This window comes from Sinomonas albida (assembly GCF_004919045.1).
Lineage (GTDB): Bacteria > Actinomycetota > Actinomycetes > Actinomycetales > Micrococcaceae > Sinomonas > Sinomonas albida.
In genome coordinates, this window is sequence record NZ_SWDW01000018.1 from 35,653 (window position 1) to 56,597 (window position 20,945).

Annotated in this window: 16 protein-coding genes and 1 riboswitch; of the genes, 15 read left to right on the plus strand and 1 reads right to left on the minus strand. The window is 71.1% G+C overall.

Going from position 1 to position 20,945, the window contains the following annotated elements; all coding sequences use genetic code 11:
* The first annotated feature begins 31 nt into the window (after positions 1–31).
* Genes E6A26_RS15935 through E6A26_RS15950 form a run of 4 tightly spaced genes read left to right on the plus strand, consistent with a single transcriptional unit; the run spans position 32 to position 3,781 of the window.
* Positions 32–481, plus strand: a complete 450-nt coding sequence (locus E6A26_RS15935) for a MarR family winged helix-turn-helix transcriptional regulator (protein WP_136612185.1) — start codon at positions 32–34, stop codon at positions 479–481.
* Positions 482–526: 45 nt separating this feature from the next.
* On the plus strand, positions 527–1,102 hold the full coding sequence (locus tag E6A26_RS15940) for an isochorismatase family protein (RefSeq protein ID WP_136612186.1): 576 nt from the start codon (positions 527–529) through the stop codon (positions 1,100–1,102).
* Positions 1,099–2,574, plus strand: coding sequence for an MFS transporter (locus E6A26_RS15945; RefSeq protein ID WP_211129192.1), 1,476 nt, complete (start codon positions 1,099–1,101; stop codon positions 2,572–2,574). The genes E6A26_RS15940 and E6A26_RS15945 overlap by 4 nt, the downstream gene beginning before the upstream one ends.
* A 37-nt stretch (positions 2,575–2,611) precedes the next feature.
* Positions 2,612–3,781, plus strand: a complete 1,170-nt coding sequence (locus E6A26_RS15950) for a hypothetical protein (protein ID WP_136612187.1) — start codon at positions 2,612–2,614, stop codon at positions 3,779–3,781.
* A gap of 167 nt (positions 3,782–3,948) precedes the next feature.
* On the opposite strand, the gene E6A26_RS15955 is transcribed toward E6A26_RS15950, so the two are convergent.
* Positions 3,949–5,151, minus strand: coding sequence for a toxic anion resistance protein (locus E6A26_RS15955; protein ID WP_136612188.1), 1,203 nt, complete (start codon positions 5,149–5,151; stop codon positions 3,949–3,951).
* Between the two features lie 241 nt (positions 5,152–5,392).
* Here E6A26_RS15955 and E6A26_RS15960 point away from each other — a divergent pair, with 241 nt between their 5' ends.
* From E6A26_RS15960 to E6A26_RS16010, 11 genes are all read left to right on the plus strand, one after another.
* The gene (locus tag E6A26_RS15960; RefSeq protein ID WP_136612189.1) at positions 5,393–6,316 is read left to right on the plus strand and encodes a hypothetical protein; all 924 of its coding nucleotides are present in this window, start codon (positions 5,393–5,395) and stop codon (positions 6,314–6,316) included.
* A 239-nt stretch (positions 6,317–6,555) separates the two neighbouring features.
* Positions 6,556–8,043 (plus strand): DUF3375 family protein, encoded by a 1,488-nt coding sequence (locus tag E6A26_RS15965; protein WP_136612213.1) that lies wholly within the window; start codon positions 6,556–6,558, stop codon positions 8,041–8,043.
* Positions 8,040–8,792 (plus strand): DUF4194 domain-containing protein, encoded by a 753-nt coding sequence (locus E6A26_RS15970; protein ID WP_136612190.1) that lies wholly within the window; start codon positions 8,040–8,042, stop codon positions 8,790–8,792. Before E6A26_RS15965 ends, E6A26_RS15970 begins: the two co-directional genes overlap by 4 nt.
* Entirely contained in the window at positions 8,789–12,256 is a 3,468-nt protein-coding gene (locus E6A26_RS15975) for an ATP-binding protein (RefSeq protein ID WP_136612191.1), read from the plus strand. The genes E6A26_RS15970 and E6A26_RS15975 overlap by 4 nt, the downstream gene beginning before the upstream one ends.
* A 79-nt stretch (positions 12,257–12,335) precedes the next feature.
* Positions 12,336–12,507: riboswitch (M-box (ykoK) riboswitch) on the plus strand.
* A gap of 63 nt (positions 12,508–12,570) precedes the next feature.
* Positions 12,571–13,005 (plus strand): hypothetical protein, encoded by a 435-nt coding sequence (locus tag E6A26_RS15980; RefSeq protein WP_136612192.1) that lies wholly within the window; start codon positions 12,571–12,573, stop codon positions 13,003–13,005.
* A 64-nt stretch (positions 13,006–13,069) separates the two neighbouring features.
* On the plus strand, positions 13,070–14,497 hold the full coding sequence (locus tag E6A26_RS15985) for an LCP family protein (protein ID WP_136612193.1): 1,428 nt from the start codon (positions 13,070–13,072) through the stop codon (positions 14,495–14,497).
* 317 nt (positions 14,498–14,814) lie between these two features.
* On the plus strand, positions 14,815–15,672 hold the full coding sequence (locus E6A26_RS15990) for an SGNH/GDSL hydrolase family protein (protein WP_136612194.1): 858 nt from the start codon (positions 14,815–14,817) through the stop codon (positions 15,670–15,672).
* A 28-nt stretch (positions 15,673–15,700) separates the two neighbouring features.
* The gene (locus E6A26_RS15995; protein ID WP_136612195.1) at positions 15,701–16,909 is read left to right on the plus strand and encodes a multidrug effflux MFS transporter; all 1,209 of its coding nucleotides are present in this window, start codon (positions 15,701–15,703) and stop codon (positions 16,907–16,909) included.
* 106 nt (positions 16,910–17,015) lie between these two features.
* Positions 17,016–18,383 (plus strand): ATP-binding protein, encoded by a 1,368-nt coding sequence (locus E6A26_RS16000; protein WP_136612196.1) that lies wholly within the window; start codon positions 17,016–17,018, stop codon positions 18,381–18,383.
* A 120-nt stretch (positions 18,384–18,503) separates the two neighbouring features.
* On the plus strand, positions 18,504–19,598 hold the full coding sequence (locus E6A26_RS16005) for an App1 family protein (RefSeq protein WP_136612197.1): 1,095 nt from the start codon (positions 18,504–18,506) through the stop codon (positions 19,596–19,598).
* 127 nt (positions 19,599–19,725) lie between these two features.
* Positions 19,726–20,934, plus strand: a complete 1,209-nt coding sequence (locus E6A26_RS16010) for a type III polyketide synthase (protein WP_136612198.1) — start codon at positions 19,726–19,728, stop codon at positions 20,932–20,934.
* Positions 20,935–20,945 lie beyond the last annotated feature (11 nt).

The following is a 20,945-nucleotide window of genomic DNA, read 5'->3' on the forward strand; positions in this document are numbered from 1 at the left end:
CAGATACCTTCATATGTGTTCTGATGGGGGCATGACCACAAGGCAGGAGCTCGGCTCGCAGGCGGCAACGGTCGCGGCTGAGCTCCGCGGCGTCCTCGGGCGGCTCAACCGCCGCCTCCGCCAGCAGGCCGACTTCGGCGACCTGACGCGCTCGCAGCTCAACGTGCTCTCGCGCCTCGATCGCGAGGGCCCGGGCACCGTGAGCGACCTGGCCCGCGCGGAGGGGGTGCGCCCCCAATCGATGGGGGCCACCGTCGCGTCGCTCGAGGAGACCGGGCTCGTGCGTCGCGACCCAGACCCCGCCGACGGCCGCAAGACCGTGATCTCGCTGACCGCGGCGGCGCGCGAGGCCGTCGCGACGAACCGAAGCCTCCGCCAGGACTGGCTCCAGCGCGTGCTCGAGCGCGAACTGGCGCCAGCCGAGCTCGATCGGGTGCGCGAGGCGATCGCCCTGCTCGCCCGGGTCGCCGAGGCGGACTGACGCCGCCCTAGCCCTTCATCACCCACCGCCGAACCAAGGAGCCTCATGCCTCTCTCCGCGATCGACCCCCAGACCGCCCTCGTCGTGATCGACCTCCAGAACGGGATCGTGAACAGGCCGCAGGAGCCTTCGGACCTGCCACGGTTCGCCGACGTCGTCGAGCGCTCGAAGGCGCTCGCCGGCGCGTTCCGGGCGCACGGCCTCCCCGTGGTCCTCGTCAACGTCGCGGGCGCGCCCGCGGGCCGCACCGACGCCCCGCGCCGCGTCCCGGGCGACGTCCCTGCCGACTTCTTCGCGATCGCCGACGGCCTCAACACCTCCCCGGACGACGTGGTCGTCACGAAGCGCAGCATTGGCGCGTTCGCCACAACTGACCTCGACGCGATCCTCCGCGACCGCGGCGTGAGCCAGATCGTGTTCACCGGGATCGCGACCAGCATCGGCGTCGAGTCGACGGCCCGCTACGCCTACGATCTCGGCTACAACGTGACGTTCGCGATCGACGCGATGTCCGACCTCACCCCGGCCTCGCACGTCCACACGACGACGACGATCTTCCCCCGCCTCGGCGAGGTCGCCTCGACGGAGGACGTGCTCGCGGCACTCTCCGAGCGGGCGTGAGCGGGGCGCAACGCGCGACGCCGGGAGGGGCTCGGCAGGGAGGAGCTCAGCCGGGCGGAACTCAGCAGGGCGAGCCTCAGCCGGGAGTAGCTCATCAGCAAGGCGGAACTCGGGCCGACCGCCCCTTCGGCTTCCGGTACCTCGGGCCGCTCCTCCTCGGCTCGACGCTCAACCCGATCAACAGCTCGATGATCGCGACCGGGCTCGTGGGCATCGGAACCGAGTTCCATCTCGGGCCGGGCCAGACGGCCTCGCTCATCTCGGTCCTGTACCTGTTCAGCTCGGTCATGCAGCCGACCATGGGCAAGCTCGCCTCGCTGTTCGGCCCGCGGCGCGTGTTCATCGCGGGGATCCTCATCCTGCTCGCGGCGGGAATCGTCGGTGCGCTCGCGCCGTCGTTCGGGTTCCTGCTCGCCTCGCGCGCGCTCATCGGGATCGGCACGTCGGCCGCCTATCCGACCGCCATGGCCATGGTCCGCGCCCGGGCCGATCGCCTGAGCGTCGGCGTCCCCAGCCGCGTGCTTGGGGCGTTTTCGATCGCCGCACAGGTGACGGTCGTCGTCGGACTTCCGCTCGGCGGGATCCTCGTGGGCACGCTCGGGTGGCGCGCGCTGTTCAGCGTCAACATCCCGCTCGCGCTTGTGACGCTCGCGGCGACCCTCGTCGGCGTCGAACGCGATGCGCCGCGCCCCTCGGGGCCGTGGCGCGAGCTCGTGCGCTTGCTCGACCTGCCCGGCGTCGCGCTGTTCGGGGGTGCCGTCGCCGCGCTCCTCGTCTTCCTCTCGGGGCTCGGCGACCCCGCCTGGTGGCTCGGCGCGTGCGCGGTCGTGGTCGGAGGGGTGTTCGTGTGGCGCGAGCGGCACGCCTCGAGCCCGCTCATCGACGTCCGTGCGCTCGCGAGCAACGGCCCGCTCCAGCGGACCTACACGCGGCAGCTCCTCGTGGGCCTCGGCATGTATGCGTGCATGTACGGGATGAGCCAGTGGATGGAGCAGGGCCGAGGGCTCACGCCCGAGGTGGTCGGGATCGTCATGGTGCCGCTCTCGCTCGTGAGCATCGTCGTGGCGCGGCTCGTCTCGCTGCGCGGATGGGTCCGCATGCCGCTGGTCCTTGCGGGCCTCGCGTTCCTCGCAACGGCCGTCATGATGGTCTCAGCGAACGGCTCGACGTCCATCGCCGTGCTCGTGCTCATGACGAGCCTCCTCGGGCTCATGAACGGCTTCGGGGGATTCGCGAACCAGACGGCGCTGTATATGCAGTCGCCCGCGGACGGGATCGCCGTGGCCGCGGGCCTCTACCGCACGTTCAGCTACATGGGTGCGATCTTCTCGTCGAGCCTCATCGGGCTCGTGTTCGGCGCCCGGGCGACGGACCCGGGATTCCACTCGCTCGCCTGGGTCCTCTCGGGGATCGGCGGCGCCGTGCTCGTCATGACCCTCGCCGACCGTCGCATCCCGCGAGTGGCGGCCTGAGGGCTCCTCAGAGCCGCGCGTGGCGTAACCTCTTGGCATGCCGAAGAGCCGCACCCGCAAGCCCAAGGGAAAGTCCACGAGCCCCGCGGACCGGCAGCGCCGGCGCATCGGGACCCTCGTGGACGGCCTCGCCGACGACTACGCGGTCTGGGCCGCCGGTACCGCCGCCGAGGAGGAGCCCGACCCCGCTGCCCAGGCCGACTTCACGGCCTTCGCGCTCGGGCAGCTCGACAGCGTCAAGTACTTCCTGTTCCTCCTCGGCGCGGGCGACGGCCCCGCCGCGAGCCTCCGGATCGACCCGCGGTCCGTGGCTGACGCGCTTGACGATTACCTCGACACCGACGACATGGACGACCTCCGCTACCTCATCGGCACCCTGATCGACTGGGTCAGCTTCCTCGAGGAGACCGGACGGTGGGAGGGCTCGGCCGAGGACCTCGCAGAGGTGAGCGAGCTGCTCGACGCCGAGGCCGAGTCCGTGGGCGGGATCGTCGACGCGAGTCCCGGCGCGGGCGCGTCGCGGCGGGCGCCGAGCGAGGAGGAAGCGCTCGCGTTCGCGACGGCGGCGCCCCTCGTGCAGCACGCGCGGGCGCTCCTCGACTGGGTTGGCGAGGGCCGGCCGGTAACGTCCGACGGCGCGCTGACGCCAGCCGAGGCGGTTGAAGCCGCCGAGCTGGTGGGCCGCGGCGCGGCCGACCCCGCGCGGCGGCTCGGCCGGCTGTGGGAGAGCCTGCGCAACGCGGAGCTCGTCGAGGTCGAGGAGCGGCGCGCGGCCGACGACGGCGGGAGCACCGTCCGCCTCGGCGAGGACGCCGCGCGGCTCGGCACGGGCGACGCCCTGGGCCGGCTCGAGGCGCAGTTCCTCGCGACCGAGTTCGTCATCGTCACTTGCAACGAGGCGGGCGCTGGTCCGCAGGGCGAGTCGGTGGGGGCAGGGCTCATGACCATCCTGCAGCGCGCCGTGCTCGAGGACCCCCTGCCGCTCGCCGCCGTCGAGGACCTCGCGATCGAGGCCCCCGGGGATTCCGATCCCGGCGCCCTTCAGACCGTTTCGATCCGGCTGCTCGACGAGCTGCGGGAGCTTGCCGCGCTCGGTCTTGCCGACCTGAGTGGCGGGCTCGCTGACGTCCCCGCCGCCGCCCTCGATGCCGTCTACGACGCGTTCGAGGCGCCCGACGGCGACGAGGAAGGCGACGACTGGGACTGAGGGCCCTGCGGCTCGTGGGGGCCAGGGGGCCGGGCGGTGGCGAGGCCCGCCGTCGTTCGCTGAGGTGGCGAGGCCCGCCGTCGTTCGCTGAGGTTCCGGGCCCGCGGTCGTTCGCTGAGGTGGCGCCGCCCGCCGTCGTTCGCTGAGGTGGCGAGGCCCGGGTGCCGCTAGCCTGCGCTCCCGCCCTCTTGCCGGCGCACGCGCTCGATGTGCGGTCGGGCCTTCTCAAGGCCCGTCTCGAGGGCGTGGACCGTGCTCTCCATGCTCTTGGCTGCCTGGGAGCGGAAGGTGTCGATCGCGTCCATGGTCTGGTACAGGTTCGCGAAGGCCCGCTCGAGGGTCTCGACGGACACGCCCGAGCTCGTGGCCTGCTGGTGGATGCGGCCCGTCTGCTCCTTGAGCATCTCCGAGGTCTTGAGGATCATCGCGTTGGTCGTGGTGTTGATGGCGTCGATCTGGTCGAGCACGAGCTTCTGGTTCGACAGCGCCTGCGCCGTGATGACGGCCGTGCGCAGGGCCGAGACGGTCGTGGCCCGCGCGCGGTCAACGCCCTTGATGAGCTCGTTGTTGTTCTTCCGGATGACGTCGATCGCGAGGTAGCCCTGCACTGAGACCGCGAGCTGCGTGAGGATGTCCTGGCGGCGCTGGCGCACGGGGAAAAGGACGTCGGCCTCGAGCTGCTGCGCGTGCTCGGTCTGGCCCTGCGCGCGGACCTCGGCGATCTTCTGCACCGTGGCGTCGTCGAGCTCCTGGGCGAACACGGCGTACTCGGAGAGCTGCTGCATGACCTCCCACAGGTTCGACTTCTCCTGCGCGAGGGACGCGTTGTCGCGGAGCAGCTCGTCCTGGCCGGACATGAGGGCCTTGATGATGCGGTCGAGCTGCGTCTGGGCCGATTCGTAGCGCTGGAAGTACTTCGCGACCTTGTTGCCACCCGGCACGAAGCCGAGGATCTTGCGGCCTGTTCCGAGGTCGGCGCGGTTCGGGGTCAGGCTCTCCACGGTCTGGCGGAGCTCGCCGAGCGTCGAGGCGACGTAGGTCTGGGCGGTGTCGCCGGACTTCTTGGCGCCGCGGATCGACGTCGACGCGCGGTCCAGGAGCCGGCCCGACGCGTCCGACGACGCGATGATCTCGCGGCCGCCCACCCGGTTGAGGCCTTCCACCTTGCGCGCGAACTCCGGGCTGCGCGAGTCCAGCGCCGCGACCTCGGACACCCACGCCTTCGCCTGCTGCGCGATCTGCGCCTGCCGGTCCGCGGCCACGGGGACCATGCCCGGCGCGTCCTCTTCCTTGACGACCGGCGCAGCATCCGAGGCCTGCAGCACGAGGTCCTCTTCAGTGGGGTCTGGAGGGGTCAGAGGGGTGCTCATCTGGGGTCTCCTTTTTCGGTGCCCTGCCTCGGACTCAGGCTACCTCGCCCAACGGGGGAACGGAGGTGGAGGTTCCCGGCCGGCGGCGAATCGCCGAGACCGGACAAAAGGGACGAGACCGGAGGGTTTTACCTGAGGTTTCGGGAGCTTTGCTCCGGATTCGCTAGGCGAACGGTTGGAGTAATCCACATAGCGCCGAGCGCGGTGGCCGCGGGATACCTCTGGCTGCGACATTCGGGCTATGGACCTCCCCCTGCCGCATCCCGGACCGTGGCTCGCCCGGGACCTTGCCGACCGGCTCGGTTCCGCCAAGGCAGCCGATCGGCTCGCCCAGCAGGGCGTTCTCGTGAGGATCCGCCGCGGCGCCTACTACGGGGCGAAGGCGTGGGCGGAACTCTCGCGCGAAGAGCGCCACCTCGGGGCCCTTATGGCGCATCATGAGGCTGCGCTGCTGCGCCGGGAGGCGGGCTTCGCCTACAGCCACCTCAGCGCGGCCCGTTTGCACGGGATCCATTTGTGGAATGTCGATGAGCTCATTCACCTCACCATGCCGTGCGCCCCGAGGAGGAACGCGCACGCAGTCGATGTCCGGGTGCACTCGACGGCGCTCGGCGAAGAAGACCTCAGCGTAGTGCGCGGACTTCCTTCCACAAGTTTGGAACGAACCGTTGTCGACTCGTCGCGGATGCTCCGGCGTGGTCAAGCGCAGATCGTCATGGACCACGGCCTGCGGCTCGGTATCGATCGCGGCCGGGTCGATGCGCTCCTTGACGAGGCCGAAGGCAAGCGCGGGATCCGGACTGCTCGAGCGGCTTGGGCACTCGCGTCGGCGTTGAGTGAGTCGCCAGGGGAGAGTCTTCTCCGCTACCTTTTGAGCCTCATGCCATTCGAGATGCCGGAGCAACAGGTTGAAGTCTCGACCCGACGCGGTCTCTACCGTCTCGATTTCGCCTGGGTGAAGTTGAAGGTGGGGCTCGAGTTCGACGGCGACGTCAAGTACTTTGCCTACGGCCCCACGGCTGAGGTGCTCGTCCGCGAGCGCAAGCGTGAAAGGGCGCTCCTCGAGGACGGTTGGGTTCTGCTCCGGATCGAGTGGAGGGACCTCTTCGACGAGGTCGCATTGAGAGCACGCATCGCGTCGGTCCTCGCCGCGGCCGCTGCTTGATCTTGCACCGAAACCGGAGTCGACGGACGAGACCGGAGGGTGTGACCTGCGGTCTCGGCGATTGACTCCGGTTTCGGCGAATCGCCCCGGTAAAGTGGACTGCCGTGCCAGAATCCGCTTCGCCTCGCCCGAACCCTCCCGTGGTGCGCGCAGGTGTCGGGATCGGCCGGGCCGGCGCGGCCGGAACAGCCAGGGCCGGTACCAGCCGAACGGCCCCTGCAGCCCCCAGCACGTCGGCGATGCTCTCTCGCCTCGCCGAGCTCGAGGTCCTCACGAAGGGCCCGGCCTGGGCTCTCACCCGTTCGGCACCGTGGGTCATCGCGGCGCTGCAGACGGCGTTCACCCGCAACCGCCCGCACGTCGAACTCGAGACGTTCCACGACGAGCTCGACCAGTTCCTCGCCGAGCTTCGCGCCCGGGACGAGTCCATCGGCGCGTCCCCGACTGCGGGCGCCCTGAGCGGCAGGCTCGTCGCAGACGACTGGACGCGCCGCCGGTTCTTGGCCCGGCGCGCGCAGGGAGGCCGGATCGCCTACGAGCTCACCGAGGCAGCGGCCCGCGTCCTCGCGTTCCTCGACTCCCTCTCGTCGGAGCGCTCGACCCTGACCGGATCGCGACTCGGAACGCTCCTCTCCGACGTCGAGAAGCTGGCCCAGGAGACGAATCCGGACGCGAGCGCGCGCGTCGAGGCCCTCGAAGCGGAGATCGGCGAGCGGCGCGAAATGATCCGCGGCCTCGAGACGGGCGAGCTCGGCGCGGCACTCGAGGCCGACAACGCGGTCGAGGCCGCCGAGAACATCCTCGACCTCGCGGCCGGCCTTCCAGCCGACTTCAAGCGCATGCGCGACCGCATCGAGGAGTCGGTGGGCCAGCTCCGCAACCAGATCATCGAGGAGTCGCTCAGCAAGGGCGCCACGATGGCGCAGGTCCTCGAGGCGGACCGGCGGCTGCGCGAGTCGAGCGAGGGCCGCACGTTTCGATCCTTCACGGCGTTTCTCGAGAACCCCGAGCAACAGCTTCGCTTCCGCTCGGCCATCGCTGAGGTCCTGTCGCGCGAGTTCGCCGACCGACTCGACGCGGAGGAGCGCCAGACGCTCCGCCACCTCGTCGCCGAGCTGCGCGACCAGCACGCCGAAATCCAGGGCATCTACGGCAAGCTGTCGGAGAGCCTCAACACGTACGTGCAGAGCGACGACTTCCGCCAGTCCGTGCGCCTGCGCGATGCCATTCGCCGCGCCGAGCAGGCGGTCCGGCGGCTCCCGTACCAGCGGGAGCAGGCGTCGTTCGCGTCAGCGCCGGAGCTCTTCGGTGCCGAGTTCGATTCGCTCGCGATGGTCAAGCTGTTCGACCCGGACGAGTACGTTGCGCCCCCGCGACTTGCCGAACCCATCGCATTCGGCGAGGGGGATCGCGTCCGCTCGGCGCGCACCGGCAAGGCCGACGCCGCGGCGCTGAGGCAAGCGTTCGACGTCGCCCTTGCCGCCGGCGGCGGTCAGGTCACCGCCGGCGCGGTGTGGCGTGAGCTGCCGCCCGAGGAGCGGCACATCAACTCGATCCGGGCGCTGCTCGGCGAGCTTCTGCAGCGCGGCGCCGAGTTCGGCGGCGGCCAGGGCCGCGACGCCTGGGAGGCGCTCGACTTCGAACAGGTGGATGGCTCGGGCCGGCGCGCTTACGTTCCGGCCGTCGAGGTGCGGATTGAGGCCGGAAAGCAGAGGGGACACGCATGAGCGAGCACGACATCGAGGCGGCCAGCGAGGCCGAACCGGACGATCGTCCGCGCGAGCCCGCGAACGCCGCTGCGCTGTACGACGGCGACACCGGCGTCCTCCCGCTGCGCGTCCGCCAGGCCCTCGTGCGCCTGCTCAAGGGCCCGTACCTCGACGGCGGTCGCGACGAGCGCGTGTGGACCACGCTCCTCGACAGCCAGAACGTGCTGCGCTCGCGGCTCTCGGAGCTCTTCCTGACGCTGCAGATCGACCACGAACGCAAGATCGCGGTGGTCCGGCCCGTGGATCCCGAGCTCCTCGGCACCGCCTCCCGCTCGACGATCCTGCGCCAGCAGCGCTCCCTGAGCCGCGTCGAAACGATCCTGGTCCTGCGCCTCCGGCTCCTGCTGGACCGCCACTCGACCGCTCAGACCGAGCCGACTGTCACGCTCGAGGAGCTCTCCGACGTCGTGGCCCACTATCAGCCCGCCGACCAGCAGGACGCCCTGCGCGACGCCGACACCGTAGGCCGTGCCGTCCAGAAGCTGCAGGCCCGCAAGCTCCTCCTCCCCACGGCGCTCGACGACGTCTTCCTCATCTCCAACGCGCTCCCGCTCGCATTGCCGTTCGAGAACATCGGAGACGTCGCGCGGCACCTCGAGACCGTAGCGGAGTCCGGCGCGGGCGCGGGGAGGGCCGCGCCTGAGGACGCGGACGACGACGGCGCGCAGCCCACGCTCGACCAAGCCGACGAGGAGGGGCTCGAATGAGCATCGCGACCATGCTCCCGCTCGACGACCAGCTCAACCCGGGCCAGTTCCGGCTCAGCCAGGTCCAGATCGTCAACTGGGGCACGTTCCACGGGGCCCACACGATGCACGTGGATCGGGCGGGCACGCTCCTCACCGGCAACTCGGGCGTGGGCAAGTCGACGCTCTTCGACGCGATCGCCCGCGTCTTCGATGCACGCCCTCGCTCGAACGAGGCCGCCGCCGCGCGCACGGGCCAGTCAGAGGACCGCCGCACGACCTTCACGTACATGCGCGGCAAGGTCGGCGACGTCGCGGTGGGCGAGTCTCAGGCCAGCGCGTTCCAGCGCCCCGGCGCGACGTGGAGCGCGATCGCCCTCACGTTCGACAACGCGGCAGGCACGCGCCACACGCTCACGGCCCTGTTCGACCTGCCGAAGGGCGGCACGGAGTCGAGCTTGGGCCGCTTCTACCTCATCGACGCGGCGCCTCTCGACGTGCACGCGATCGAGCGCCTCGCGGACCGCCGCTTCACAAGGGGCGCGCTCGAGGCGCTCTTCCCGAGCGCGCAGGTCTTCGACGTCCACAAGAACTTCGCCGAGCGCTTCCGCCGCCTCCTCGGCATCTCCTCGGACCAGGCCCTCCCGCTCCTGCGCGTCATCCAGGCGGGCAAGGGCCTGGGCGGGAGCGTGAACAGCTTCTTCCGCGACCAGGTCCTGGACCCGCCGGAGACGCTCGCCGCCGCGGACCAGGTGGTCGAGGAGTTCAGCAACCTCATGTCCATCCGGCAGCGGCTCGAGGACGTACGCGGGCAGCGGGACCAGCTCGCCCCCGTGCCCGGGCTCAACCAGCAGTATGCCGAGGCCCTCCTCGACGCGAACCGCCTCCGGGATCTCTCCGGCGAGGCGTTCGAACGTGTCCGCCAGCAGCACGCGGTGGGCGTCCAAGAGCGGGTCGCGGCCCGCTCAGCCCAGGCGGCGCAGTCCAAGGCCGCGGAGCTCGCGGCCGAGCGGAAGACCCGCGACGCGCTCGCGAAGCAGCTCCGCGCCCTCGAGGCCGCGTACAGCAACGCGGGCGGCAACCAGATCAGCGCCCTCGAGCAGCACGCCGAGAACGCCCGGGTGGGCCTGCGGCTGCGGCGCGAAGTCGAGGCGGCGGCGCGGCAGGGACTGGACGACGCCGGCCTGCAGCTCCCGTGGACCGCGGAGGGCTGGGCGGCGGCCCACGAGGAGGCGGCGCGCGCCACGGAGTCGCTCGAGGGCGATTCGGCCGCGCTCCGGGAGGCCCGCTTCGAGGCGTTCGACGCCCACGCGGCGGCCAAGCGCGATCTCGCCGCAGCCCGTGGAGAACTCCAGTCGATGGCCGCGCGCAAGAGTCTTCTCCCGCCGTCGGCCGTCGAGAACCGGACCGCGATCGCCGCGGCGACGGGCGTCCCCGAGGACGCCATGCCGTTCGCCGGCGAGCTCATCGACCTCGCGGAAGGCGAGGAGCGCTGGCGCCCCGCAGCGGAGCGCGCGCTCCGCTCGCTCGCGACGACGCTCCTCGTGCCCGGCGAGCATTTTGCCGCCGTGACCCGCTATCTCGACGAGCACGCGATCCGCGGTGCACTGCGCGCCGTCGACCTTTCTGTGCCCGTGCCCGGCGCTGCCGCGGCCCTCGACGACGTGCGCGGCGACGACCTCCTCACGAAGCTCGAGATCTTGGAGGGCTCGGGAGGGCACGACGCCGGGACGTACGTCCGCGAGCGCATCGCCGTGGACTTCGCGTACCCGTGCGTCGAGGACCCGGGCGAGCTCGCCGGTCTGGATCGCGGGCTCAGCCTGGGCGGCGTGGTCAAGCGCCACCGCGGCACGGTCGAGAAGGACGACCGCTTCGCGTCCCGCCAGGACTGGGTGCTCGGCTTCGACAACGCGGCCAAGATCGAGGACCTCAACGCCCGCATCTCGGAGCTCGAGGGCACCCTCGCCCGGGCGGCCGACGCGGCCCAGGCGAGCGAGGACTCGCATCAGGGCATGGCCCGCCGGCTCGACGCGCTGCGCCGCGTCGCGGCGGACGCGCGCGCGTGGGAGGAGGTTTCGGCCGCGGTCGCCGAGGACGAGCTCCGCCGCGCCGAGCAGAGGCTCGGGGACGCGCGCGCCGCGCAGGCCGACCTCGAGCCGCTCCGGGCGAAGGTCGAGGCCGCTCGTGCCGAGCACCAGGCCTCGACCGAGGCCGCGGCCGTCCTCCAGAGCGAGCACCGACACCTCGACGCCGCGGCGAACGCCGCCGGGCGCCTCCTCGAGGGTGCGCGGGCCCAGCTCGCGGGGGCCCCGCCGTCGGACGACGACGCCGCCGCCCTCGCGCCCTATTTCGAGGGTGCCGCCGAGCTCGCCGACCTGCACGGACTCGACGTCCTCGCGGCGGACGCCCGCACACGCCTCCTCGAGGAGCTGCACGCCGCCGACGCCCGCGGCCAGGTCGCCGCCGAACGGCTCACGCGGCTCTTCGAGTCGTTCGAGCGCGAATGGGGACCCGGGGTCTCCGCGGACCACGGCACGAGCGTCGCGGCCGCGCCGGCGTTCGAGGCCCGGTACCACGGGATCGTCTCGGAGGGGCTGCCCGCGCAGGAGGCCGAGTTCCGCCGCTTCTTCCAGCAGCGCACGCACGAATCCTTCAGCACGCTCCTTCATCTCCTCGACGAGGAGCGCCGCGCGATCTCGGCCCGGATCCTGCCACTCAACGGCATCCTGGGCGGGGTCGGCTTCCACGAGGGCAGCTATCTCGAGCTCGACATCAAGCAGACTGTCCCGGCGTCCGCCCGGCAGTTCAAGGACGCGATCGTCTCGGCGCTCAAGTCCCGGCACGCGGGCGGGGAGAAGCACGACGGCGGCGCCGCGCCTTCCGGGTCCGCGGCCGGCGAGGATCCCCTCGCCGCGCGCTACAAGACGCTCGAGACCCTCGTGAAGCGGCTCGGCTCGCCGAGTCCGGAGGATCGGCGCTGGCGTGCCGACGTGCTCGACGTCCGAACCCACGTGTTCATTTCCTGCAAGGAGCACCGCATCGGAACGGGCACCGGGGACGGCCCGAACGGGGAGCCGCGCGACGAGGTGTTCGTCCACTCTGACACCGGAAGTATGTCCGGCGGCGAGCGGCAACGGTTCACGGCCTTCATCATGGCCGCCGCCCTCAGCTACCAGCTCGGGATTGCCGAGCAGGGCTTCACGACCTACGGGACGGTCATGATGGACGAGGCGTTCGTGCTCGCGTCCGAGGAGTTCGCGGGCGCCGGCATCTCGGCGCTCCACGAGTTCGGCTTCCAGCTCCTGCTCGCGGCGCCCGAGAACGTCATCGACCTCTCGCGGCACCTCGGCTCCGTCACGGAGATCCTGCGGGACAAGCGCACCAACCGCTCGGGCCTCCTCGAGGCGGCTGTCGCGGGGGCTGGAGGCCGGGGACCGGTCTCGCAGGCGAATCCCGTGGACATCGTGCTGCGCGCGCAGGTGTAGTGAGATCGCGCTGTAGGCAAGCTCACACGGAGCCGGTCTTGGAGCCCTCGGAGGGCTTGGGCTATGGTTTAACGCGCAAGGCGCCGCTTGTTAGCTGAGGCTCCTTCGCGGATACAGGCCAGCGACCCGGAACGTCGAGAGACGCCAAGGGTTAGGACAGATCGCTCCGGATTAAGGGGCGGTTCCGATTGGCTCCCTGCTCAGGCAGGGTCACGACGCGAAGTGCCGAAGGTCTTACGAGGAGAGGTTCGCTGTGGATCCGCCCGGGTCCCGCTTCTCGCGCCGAAGCCAGATCTTCGCCCGAGGTTTCCGTCATGCTGTTCATCACCGCCGTCGTCTCCGCTCTCGCCGCGGGCCGCCGCCCCGCCGTCGTCCTCGCCGCGCCCGCGGTGCTGCTCGCCGTCGTCGCCGCCGTGGCCGCGCTCCTAGCGCGCGACCTCCAGGCGCTCCACCTCGTCGACGCTCGCGCCGCGCACCCCACGTTCGGGGCCGACGCTCGCCGCGTCGCCGACTTCGTGGCGCGCGCGGTCGCTGCCGTCGCGGGGGAGACCGCGCTCGCCGCGCTCGTCGCGGGGCTGGGCGCCGCCGTCCTCCTCGGGACGCCGGGTGCGGCGGCCGGCGTGCTCGCCACGACCGCCCTGGTGGGGGTCGCGGTGGTGGCGGTCGCCGTCCTCGTCCGCTTGCGAAGTAGGCGCGATTTTCGCCCGCGCGCCGCGCGTGTCCAGCAAAATTGGAGACTTCTCGGGTAACGTAGCCCCGCGCGCTGTATTGCGCGGCGCGCGGCCGTCCTGACCGCCGACCCAAGGGAGCCGCATGCGGCCGTCGCCCGAAGCCCGTGAGGCCAGCAGCCAGACCACCGGCGCAACGCCGTGGCACAACTTGTACGGGCAGCTCATCGCCCGGGATCGCCGCCGGAAGTTCCTCCGGCGTCGGTTTGTCGCGATCTCGATCGTGCTCGTCGCCGCCCTCGTGCTGGGCGGCGGGATCTTCGCCCTCACCACGTACTGGGGCATCGAGAACGGCATCAAGCGCTCGCAGGCCCTCGACGGCGGGGCGGGCCTCGACCAGGACGTCAACATCCTCCTCATGGGTCTCGACAGCCGCCTCGACGAGAATGGCAACGCCCTGAGCCAGGAGGACTACGACGCGCTGCACTCCGGCAGCTCGGACGACGGCGGCTACAACAGCAACGTGCTCATGCTCCTGCACGTCCCGAAGGACGGCAGCACCGCGACGATCATCTCGATCCCGCGTGACGACTACGTCGATCTCGCGGGCGCGCCGGACGGCGTGAAGCAGGGCAAGGTCAAGCAGGCCTATGGCTACGCCATGGACGAGGCCATGAAGAAGCTCAAGGCCGATTCGCAGGGCAAGAGCGACTCCGACATCTACCAGGAGGCGCGGGACGCGGGCCGCAAGGCCGAGATCCAGACCGTCCAGAACTTCCTCAACGTCAAGGTGGACCACTTCGTCGAGGTCACCATGGCCGCGTTCCTCTCGGTCGCGAAGGCCGTCGCGCCGATCACCGTGTGCCTCCAGGAGGCCACGAAGGATTCGTTCTCCGGGGCCGACTTCAAGGCCGGGCAGCAGCAGCTCAACGCGCAGCAGGCCGTGGCGTTCGTGCGGCAGCGGCGCGATACCTCCGGCACGGGCGTCTCGCTCACCGACCTCGACCGAGCCCGGCGGCAGCAGGCGTTCATTTCGTCCCTCGCGACGCAGCTCAAGCAGAAGGGCACGTTCACGGACCTGGGCAAGATGCAGGGCATCATCGGCGCGCTCAAGGACAAGATGGCCGTGGACCAGTCGCTCAACCTCATCGACTTCGGGCTCAAGGCCAAGCAGCTCACGGACAACAAGACGAAGTTCGTGACGCTGCCGATCGTGGACTTCGGCTGGTCTGACACCGGCGAGTCGGTCAACATCGTGGACAAGAACGCGATTCAGGCACAGGTCGCGGAGCTCTTCTCGCCGCAGCCCTCGACGAGCGCGGCCCCCGCGCCTGCCCAGAGCCAGGCGCCAGCTCAGCAGGCACCGGCACAGCAGGCCCCGGCTCAGCAGGCGCCCAAGCAGACCGCGCCCGCGAAGGGCTCGGGCCAGGCTCCGGCGAACGGCTCGGGCCAGGCTCCGGCGAACGGCTCGGGCCAGGCCGCGCCGCAGCCCTCGCCCTCAGGCACCGGCTCGTACGACGCCGGCGACTGGTCGTCGTCGCTCTTCGGCGGCGGGATTCCCTGCGTCAAGTAGCCCCCACAGCCCCCCACCCCTCGTGTTGTGGGGTCCCGTCCTTCGTGTTGTGGGGTCCCGTCCCTCGTGTTGTGGGGTCCCGTCCCTCGTGTTGCGGGGTCTCGTCCGGCGTGTTGTGGGGTCTGGGTCCTGCCAGGGACCCCGCAACTGGGTGCCAGGGACCCCGCAACGGAGTGCCAGGGACCCCGCAACTGGGTGGCAGGGACCCCGCAACTGGGTGGCAGGGACCCCGCAACGGAGTGGCAGGGACCCCGCAAGCGTTTACCTGCTCGTCGCCGGAGTGTTGCCGCGGCGTGGCCGGGGCTTCTTAGAGTGCGATCGTGGGTGACAGCGGTCGACGGCGGTATGTCGCCCTCGGGGACTCCTTCACCGAGGGCGTGGGCGACCCGCATCCGGGGCTGCCCAACGGGGTCAGAGGCTGGGCCGACAGGGTTGCCGAGAAGCTAGCCAAGAACCAGAAGGGCTGGGAGTACGCCAACCTCGCCGTGCGGTCGAAGCGGCTCCGGCAGATCATCGACGACCAGCTCGAACCGGCGATCGCCCTCGAGCCGACGCTCGTGACGCTCTACGCCGGCGGCAACGACATCCTCGATGTCGGCACGGACATGGACCGGCTCCTCGAGGAGTACTCCGGGCTCGTGGGCCGTCTCGCGGAGACTGAGGCCACGCTCGTGCTGTTCACGGGCTACGACATCAAGGTCAATCCGCTTCTCGAGCCGCTGCGACGCAGGAACTGGCAGTACAACGCGCGGGTCCGGGAGCTCGCCCGCGAGCACGGTGCCGTGCTCGTGGACTACTGGTGCTTCGACGAATACAACGACAAGCGCATGTGGGATTCGGATCGGCTGCACATGTCCACCGCGGGGCACAAGTTCTTGGCCCGGCAGGTCCTGGCCCACCTGGGCGTCCCCACCTCGTTCAAGGAGATCGACTGGGAGCCGCTCGCGCCGCGCAGCACGCTCGAGTGGGTCAACGCCCAGCGGCAGTGGATGAACGACTGGGTGGTCCCGCTCATCGGCCGCAAGCTGCGGGGCGTCACGCTCGGGGACTCGCTCGGGCCGCGCTGGCCGTATCCGGTCAAGGTCCCCAAGAAGGGCGGCCTGCGGCGGTACGCGCTCGAGCATCCCGAGGTCCTCGAGGGTCACGGACCGTCCTTCCCCCGCCCAGGAAAGTAGGCTGGCGGAAGGCCTCGAAAGGACTCCCATGCCAATGCCCGCCCTGAACCGCTCCGGGAAACTCAGCACGGCGTGGCTCCTCGTGCTCGCGTTTCTTGCGACCACGGCGCCGCTCTCCACCGACCTCTACCTCCCGGGCTTCCCCCACGTGCAGCAGGACTTCGCGGCGAGCGCGTCCGGCGTCCAGCTCACGCTCACGGGATTCCTCGTCGGCATGGCGTTCGGGCAGCTCGGCTTCGGGGCACTCTCGGACCGCCACGGGCGCATCGTCCCCCTGCTGTGCGGGAACGTCCTCGCGCTCGGCTCCTCGATGATGGCCGCCGTCGCCCCTTCGATCGAGGTGCTCATCGCGGCGCGCCTCGTCCAGGGCCTCGGCGGGGCGGCGGGCGTCGTGATTGCGCGCGCGATCATCGTGGACCTCACGCGCGGCACGGAGACGGCGCGGACCATGAGCCTCATGATGACCGTGGGCGGCATCGCCCCGATCCTCGCGCCGTCCATCGGCGCGTTTCTCCAGGGACCCATCGGCTGGCGCGGGACCATGTGGACGCTCGCGGTGCTCTTCGCGCTCATGATGACGGCCGTCGCCCTCGTCTTCCGCGAGACCCGTCCCGCTGCCTCGCGGGACGGCGCGAGCGTGCTCGGCGGCCTCGCGCAGGTGGTCCGCGTCCCGAGGTATCTGCTGTTCGCCGCGCTCTTCGCGACGACCTTCGCCGTCATGATGACGTACATCTCGGCGTCGTCGTTCGTGTACCAGAACGTCATGGGATTCAGTCCCGTGGGCTATGGCCTCGCGTTCGGAGTGAACGCGGCCGGGCTCATCTCCTCGGGCTACATCTCGTCGCGGCTCGCGCGGACGGTCGGGTCGCTCCGGACCGTGCGGACCGCCGTCCCGGTGCTGCTCGCGTGCTGCGTGCTCGTGCTCGTCGTCGCGCTCCTGCCCGTGCCGCGCTGGCTCCTTGCCGCGCCCATCTGGTGCGCCGTGAGCACGGTCGGGTTCATCATGGGCAATTCGTCGGCCCTCGCGCTCGACGCCGTGCGGCACGTCTCCGGCAGCGGTTCGGCGGGACTCGGATTCGCGCAGTTCGTGTTCGGCGCGGTCGTCTCGCCGCTCTCGGGGATCGGCGGCGCGGACACGGCAGTCCCCATGGCGGTGCTCATGACCGTGGCGGCCGCGGTCGCCGCGCTCCTGCTCGTGGTCGCGGCGCGGCGTGGACGGGCTGCGTCAGCGCAGTAGGCACCGTCACGCAACCCTCGCGTTATCCGGCCCCCGATACACTCGCCTCACAGGGCGCCCGGCCGTGCGGCTGGCTGCCCGGACGGCGCGGCGCGAAGGAGCACCCATGACCACGTGGCGGATCCGGGACTTCCACCCCTCGGACCTTGACGGCATCCTGCAGCTGTGGGGCGCCATGACGGCGTCCGGGATCGAGCCCGTCTATTCGCTCTCCGAAGTCCTCGCGAGCTGCCAGGCGGACTTCGCCGCGGTCGCGCTCCACGGGGACGAGGTGATCGGGGCCGCCGTCGCGCGCGCCGCGCACGAGCAGGGCTGGATCGTGTTCCTCGCGACCCTCCCGGAGTGGCGCAGCCGCGGCATCGGGACGGCGCTCCTCGCAGCGCTTGAGCGCCGCATGGCCCCCCTCGGCCTCACCAAGCTCTCGGCGCTCATGCCGGACACGGAGACGCGCGTCGACGCGTTCCTCAACCGTGGCTTCAAGGACGTCAAGAACTTGCGCTTCTTCGAGCGGCAGATCCCGGTGCAGCGTGCCGAGCTCGGTCCGCTCGCGCAGCTCGGCGGCCGGGTCTTGCCGCGCGACCTGTGGGAGAACGTCGCGGGCATGCAGCGCGAGAAGCAGCTCCTCGAGCGCAGGCTCGTGCTCCCGCTCGCCGAGGCGGAGCTCGCGGATGAGTTCGGCGTGGTGCCGCCGCGCGCCGTCGTGCTCTTCGGCCCTCCCGGAACCGGGAAGACGACGTTCGCCAAGGCCATCGCGTCCCGCCTCGAGTGGCCATTCGTCGAGGTGTCCCCTTCCCGGCTCGCCGCGGACTCGGAGGGCCTCGCGGGCGCGCTGCGCCGGACGTTCACGGAGATCGCCGAGCTCGAGCACGCGGTCGTGTTCCTCGACGAGGTCGAGGAGATCGCGTCGCACCGCGCGGGCGACCCGCCGAGCCCCACGCAGGGTGTCACGAACGAGCTGCTCAAGATCATCCCCGCGTTCCGCGAGCAGCGGGGCCGGCTCCTGGTCTGCGCCACGAACTTCATCCGCGCGCTCGACTCTGCCTTTCTCCGACACGGGAGATTCGACTACGTCATCCCGATCGGGCTGCCCGATGCCGAGGCCCGGCGCGCGATGTGGCAGCGCTTCATCCCGGAGGCCGTCGTTGCGGGCGTGGACGTGGACCAGCTCGTGGCGCGCACCGAGGGGTTCTCCCCGGCCGACATCGAGTTCGCCGCCCGGTCCGCGTCCCAGCGCGCGCTCGAGAAGGCGGTCTACGCGCCGACCGCGGTGGGAGGCCGGGCCACGGACGACGGCGGGTCCGCACCGGCGGGCGCGCCGGTCGCCGGTGCCGGGGTCGCCGGGGCAGGGGGGAGCGGGAGGCGCGGGCCGTCCACGGAGGACTATCTCGACGCGATCTCCGAGACGAAGACGACCGTGAGCGAGGAGGTCGCCGCGGCGTTCCTCGAGGACATCGAGCAGCTCGCCCGCGTGTGAACCCGCGTGTGAACCGCAGTGTGAACCCGCGCGTGAACCGCAGCGCGGGAACTTGGCGCGTGGCGGCTTGCGCGGCCGCCCTTTCTGTGACTTGAGTCAAAAGGTGGCAAAGTGTTCCGCATGACTGGAACGCTCCTCAAGGCCGCCCATCGCGTTGGCGACCGCGTCCATGCCGCCCAGACGGTGTGGGCCCGGAGGTTCGGGTTCATCCCTCAGGTCGTCGCGTACCGGGGGTACGGCACGACGTCGCGCGTGCGCATCCTCGCGCGGGTCCTGTACGGGGCGCCGGGCCTCCACCGCATCGGTGCGAACACGACGCGCGAGCCCGCGCGCGGCCGCGACCACTGCCGCGCCGGCTGGCAGGCCCCGCCCGCGTCGCGCGGCTGGACCGGCACCGAGGACGTGCGCGGCTGGCGCGCGTTCACAAGCATCCCGATCGAATATTCGGCCGTGACGATCGAGATCGGCGACCAGGTGCAGACCGTGCGGGCCGACTTCGGCGGGGTCGTGGACGTGATGGTGTCGGTCTCGCTCACCCCGGGCTGGCACTCGGTGCGGCTCAGCGCGGAAGGCGCGGAACCCGCGGTCGGCCAGGTGCTCGTGGTGGACCCCTCGGCCACGTTCGGCATCGTGTCCGACATCGACGACACGGTCATGGTCACTGCGCTCCCGCGCCCGTTCCTCGCGCTGTGGAACACGTTCGTGCTGAGCGAGCGGGCCCGCACGCCGACTCCCGGCATGTCCGTGCTGCTCGACCGGCTCGCGGCTCGGCACCCCGAGGCACCGGTCATGTACCTCTCGACGGGCCCGTGGAACGCGGCCCCCACGCTGTCCCGCTTCCTGGGCCGCAACCTGTACCCGGCGGGCCCGCTCCTCCTCACCGACTGGGGCATGACCGCGGACAGCTGGTTCCGCAGCGGCCGCGAGCACAAGGTGCGCAATCTCGCGCGGCTCGCGGCCGAGTTCCCCGAGGTCAAGTGGCTCCTGGTGGGCGACAACGGCCAGCATGACGAGTCGATCTATGCCGAGTTCGCGAGGCGGCATCCCGAGAGCGTCGCGGGCGTCGCGATCCGAGAGCTGTCAGGCAGCGAGGCGGTCTTCTCCGGCGGTACCGAGCACGATGGGCGGCCCACGCCAGTCCCCGGCGTGCCGTGGGCCTCGGCGCCCGACGGCGCGACCCTCGCCGAGCAGCTCGAGGCCTACGGCGTCCTGTAGCGGAATTCGACGAGGCGCTGGTTCGATGCTCCTCGGCCCGGCCGGCCCGGTCCGGCCCGGCGCCCGACACGACTGGTGGCGGCCAACCCTTGCCTTGGGCACCCTTTCCGTAGTGAGAATGGGGCCTATGACGGTCCTCATGAGGTCCCTTGAAACCGCGGTGCCGGCCACGGCGCTCAAGCAGTCGGAGGCGCGCGACGTCTTCGCCGCGCAGGAGGGCCTCACGCGACTCGGCACTCGCCTGGTGCGCACCTGCTTCGACGCCGCCGCGATCGACACCCGCTATTCGTCCATCGCCGAGTTCTCGTGGGACAAACCGACTCACGATCCCGAATTCTTCGACGCTGCGACGGGCAGGGTCCTCAACCCGAGCACGAAGACCCGCAACGACCTGTTTGTCCGAGAGGCCACCCCGCTCTTCGTCGACACGGCCCGCCGCGCCCTCGACAAAGCGGACGGACTCGGCCCCGAGGACGTCACCCACGTCATCACGGTCTCCTGCACTGGCTTCTTCAATCCCGGCCCGGACTACCGGATCGTTCGGGAGCTCGGCCTGCGCCCGTCCGTTCAGCGGTTCCACCTCGGGTTCATGGGCTGCTACGCGGCGTTCCCGGCCCTTCGTGCGGCCAAGCTGTTCTGCGAGGCGGACCCCAACGCCGTGGTCCTCGTGGCCATCGCCGAGCTGTGCACGCTGCACGTCCGCAGCTCGAACGATCCGGACACCATCCTCGGCGCCTCGCTGTTCGCGGACGGCGCTGCGGCCGCGGTCGTCACGGCCCGCGATATGCCCCTGACCCGACCGGCGCTGAGCCTCGACGCGTTCGAGACCACGCTCACGCCCGTCGGTGAGGAGACGATGGCGTGGAACATCGGCGACCGCGGCTTCGAGATGGTGCTCGGCTCCTACGTTCCCCACATCATCGACGAGCACATCACGGGTGCGCTCGAGCCGCTCCTCGCGCGCGAGCCCGCGCTCGCGGGCAGGCCGCACGCCGAGATCGAGCACTGGGCCATCCACCCCGGCGGCCGCAGCATCGTGGACAAGGTGGTCGCGCGGCTCGGCCTCAGCGAGGACCAGGCGGTTCCCGCGCGCGAGACGCTGCGGGAGTTCGGCAACATGAGCAGCGCCACGATCATGTTCGTCTTCGAGTACATCCTCGGCCTGCCCTGGGCGGATGCGCCGGGACCAGAGGCCGTGAATGAGGGCCGCGGGGCGAGCGAGAGCGCGGCGGGAACAGACGACGGCGCGCGCCCGGGTTCCGAGCGAGTCTGCGCCATGGCGTTCGGGCCGGGCCTCACCGTCGAGACGGCCCTCCTGACACGCGTCCGCCCCTGAAGCGGGGGCCC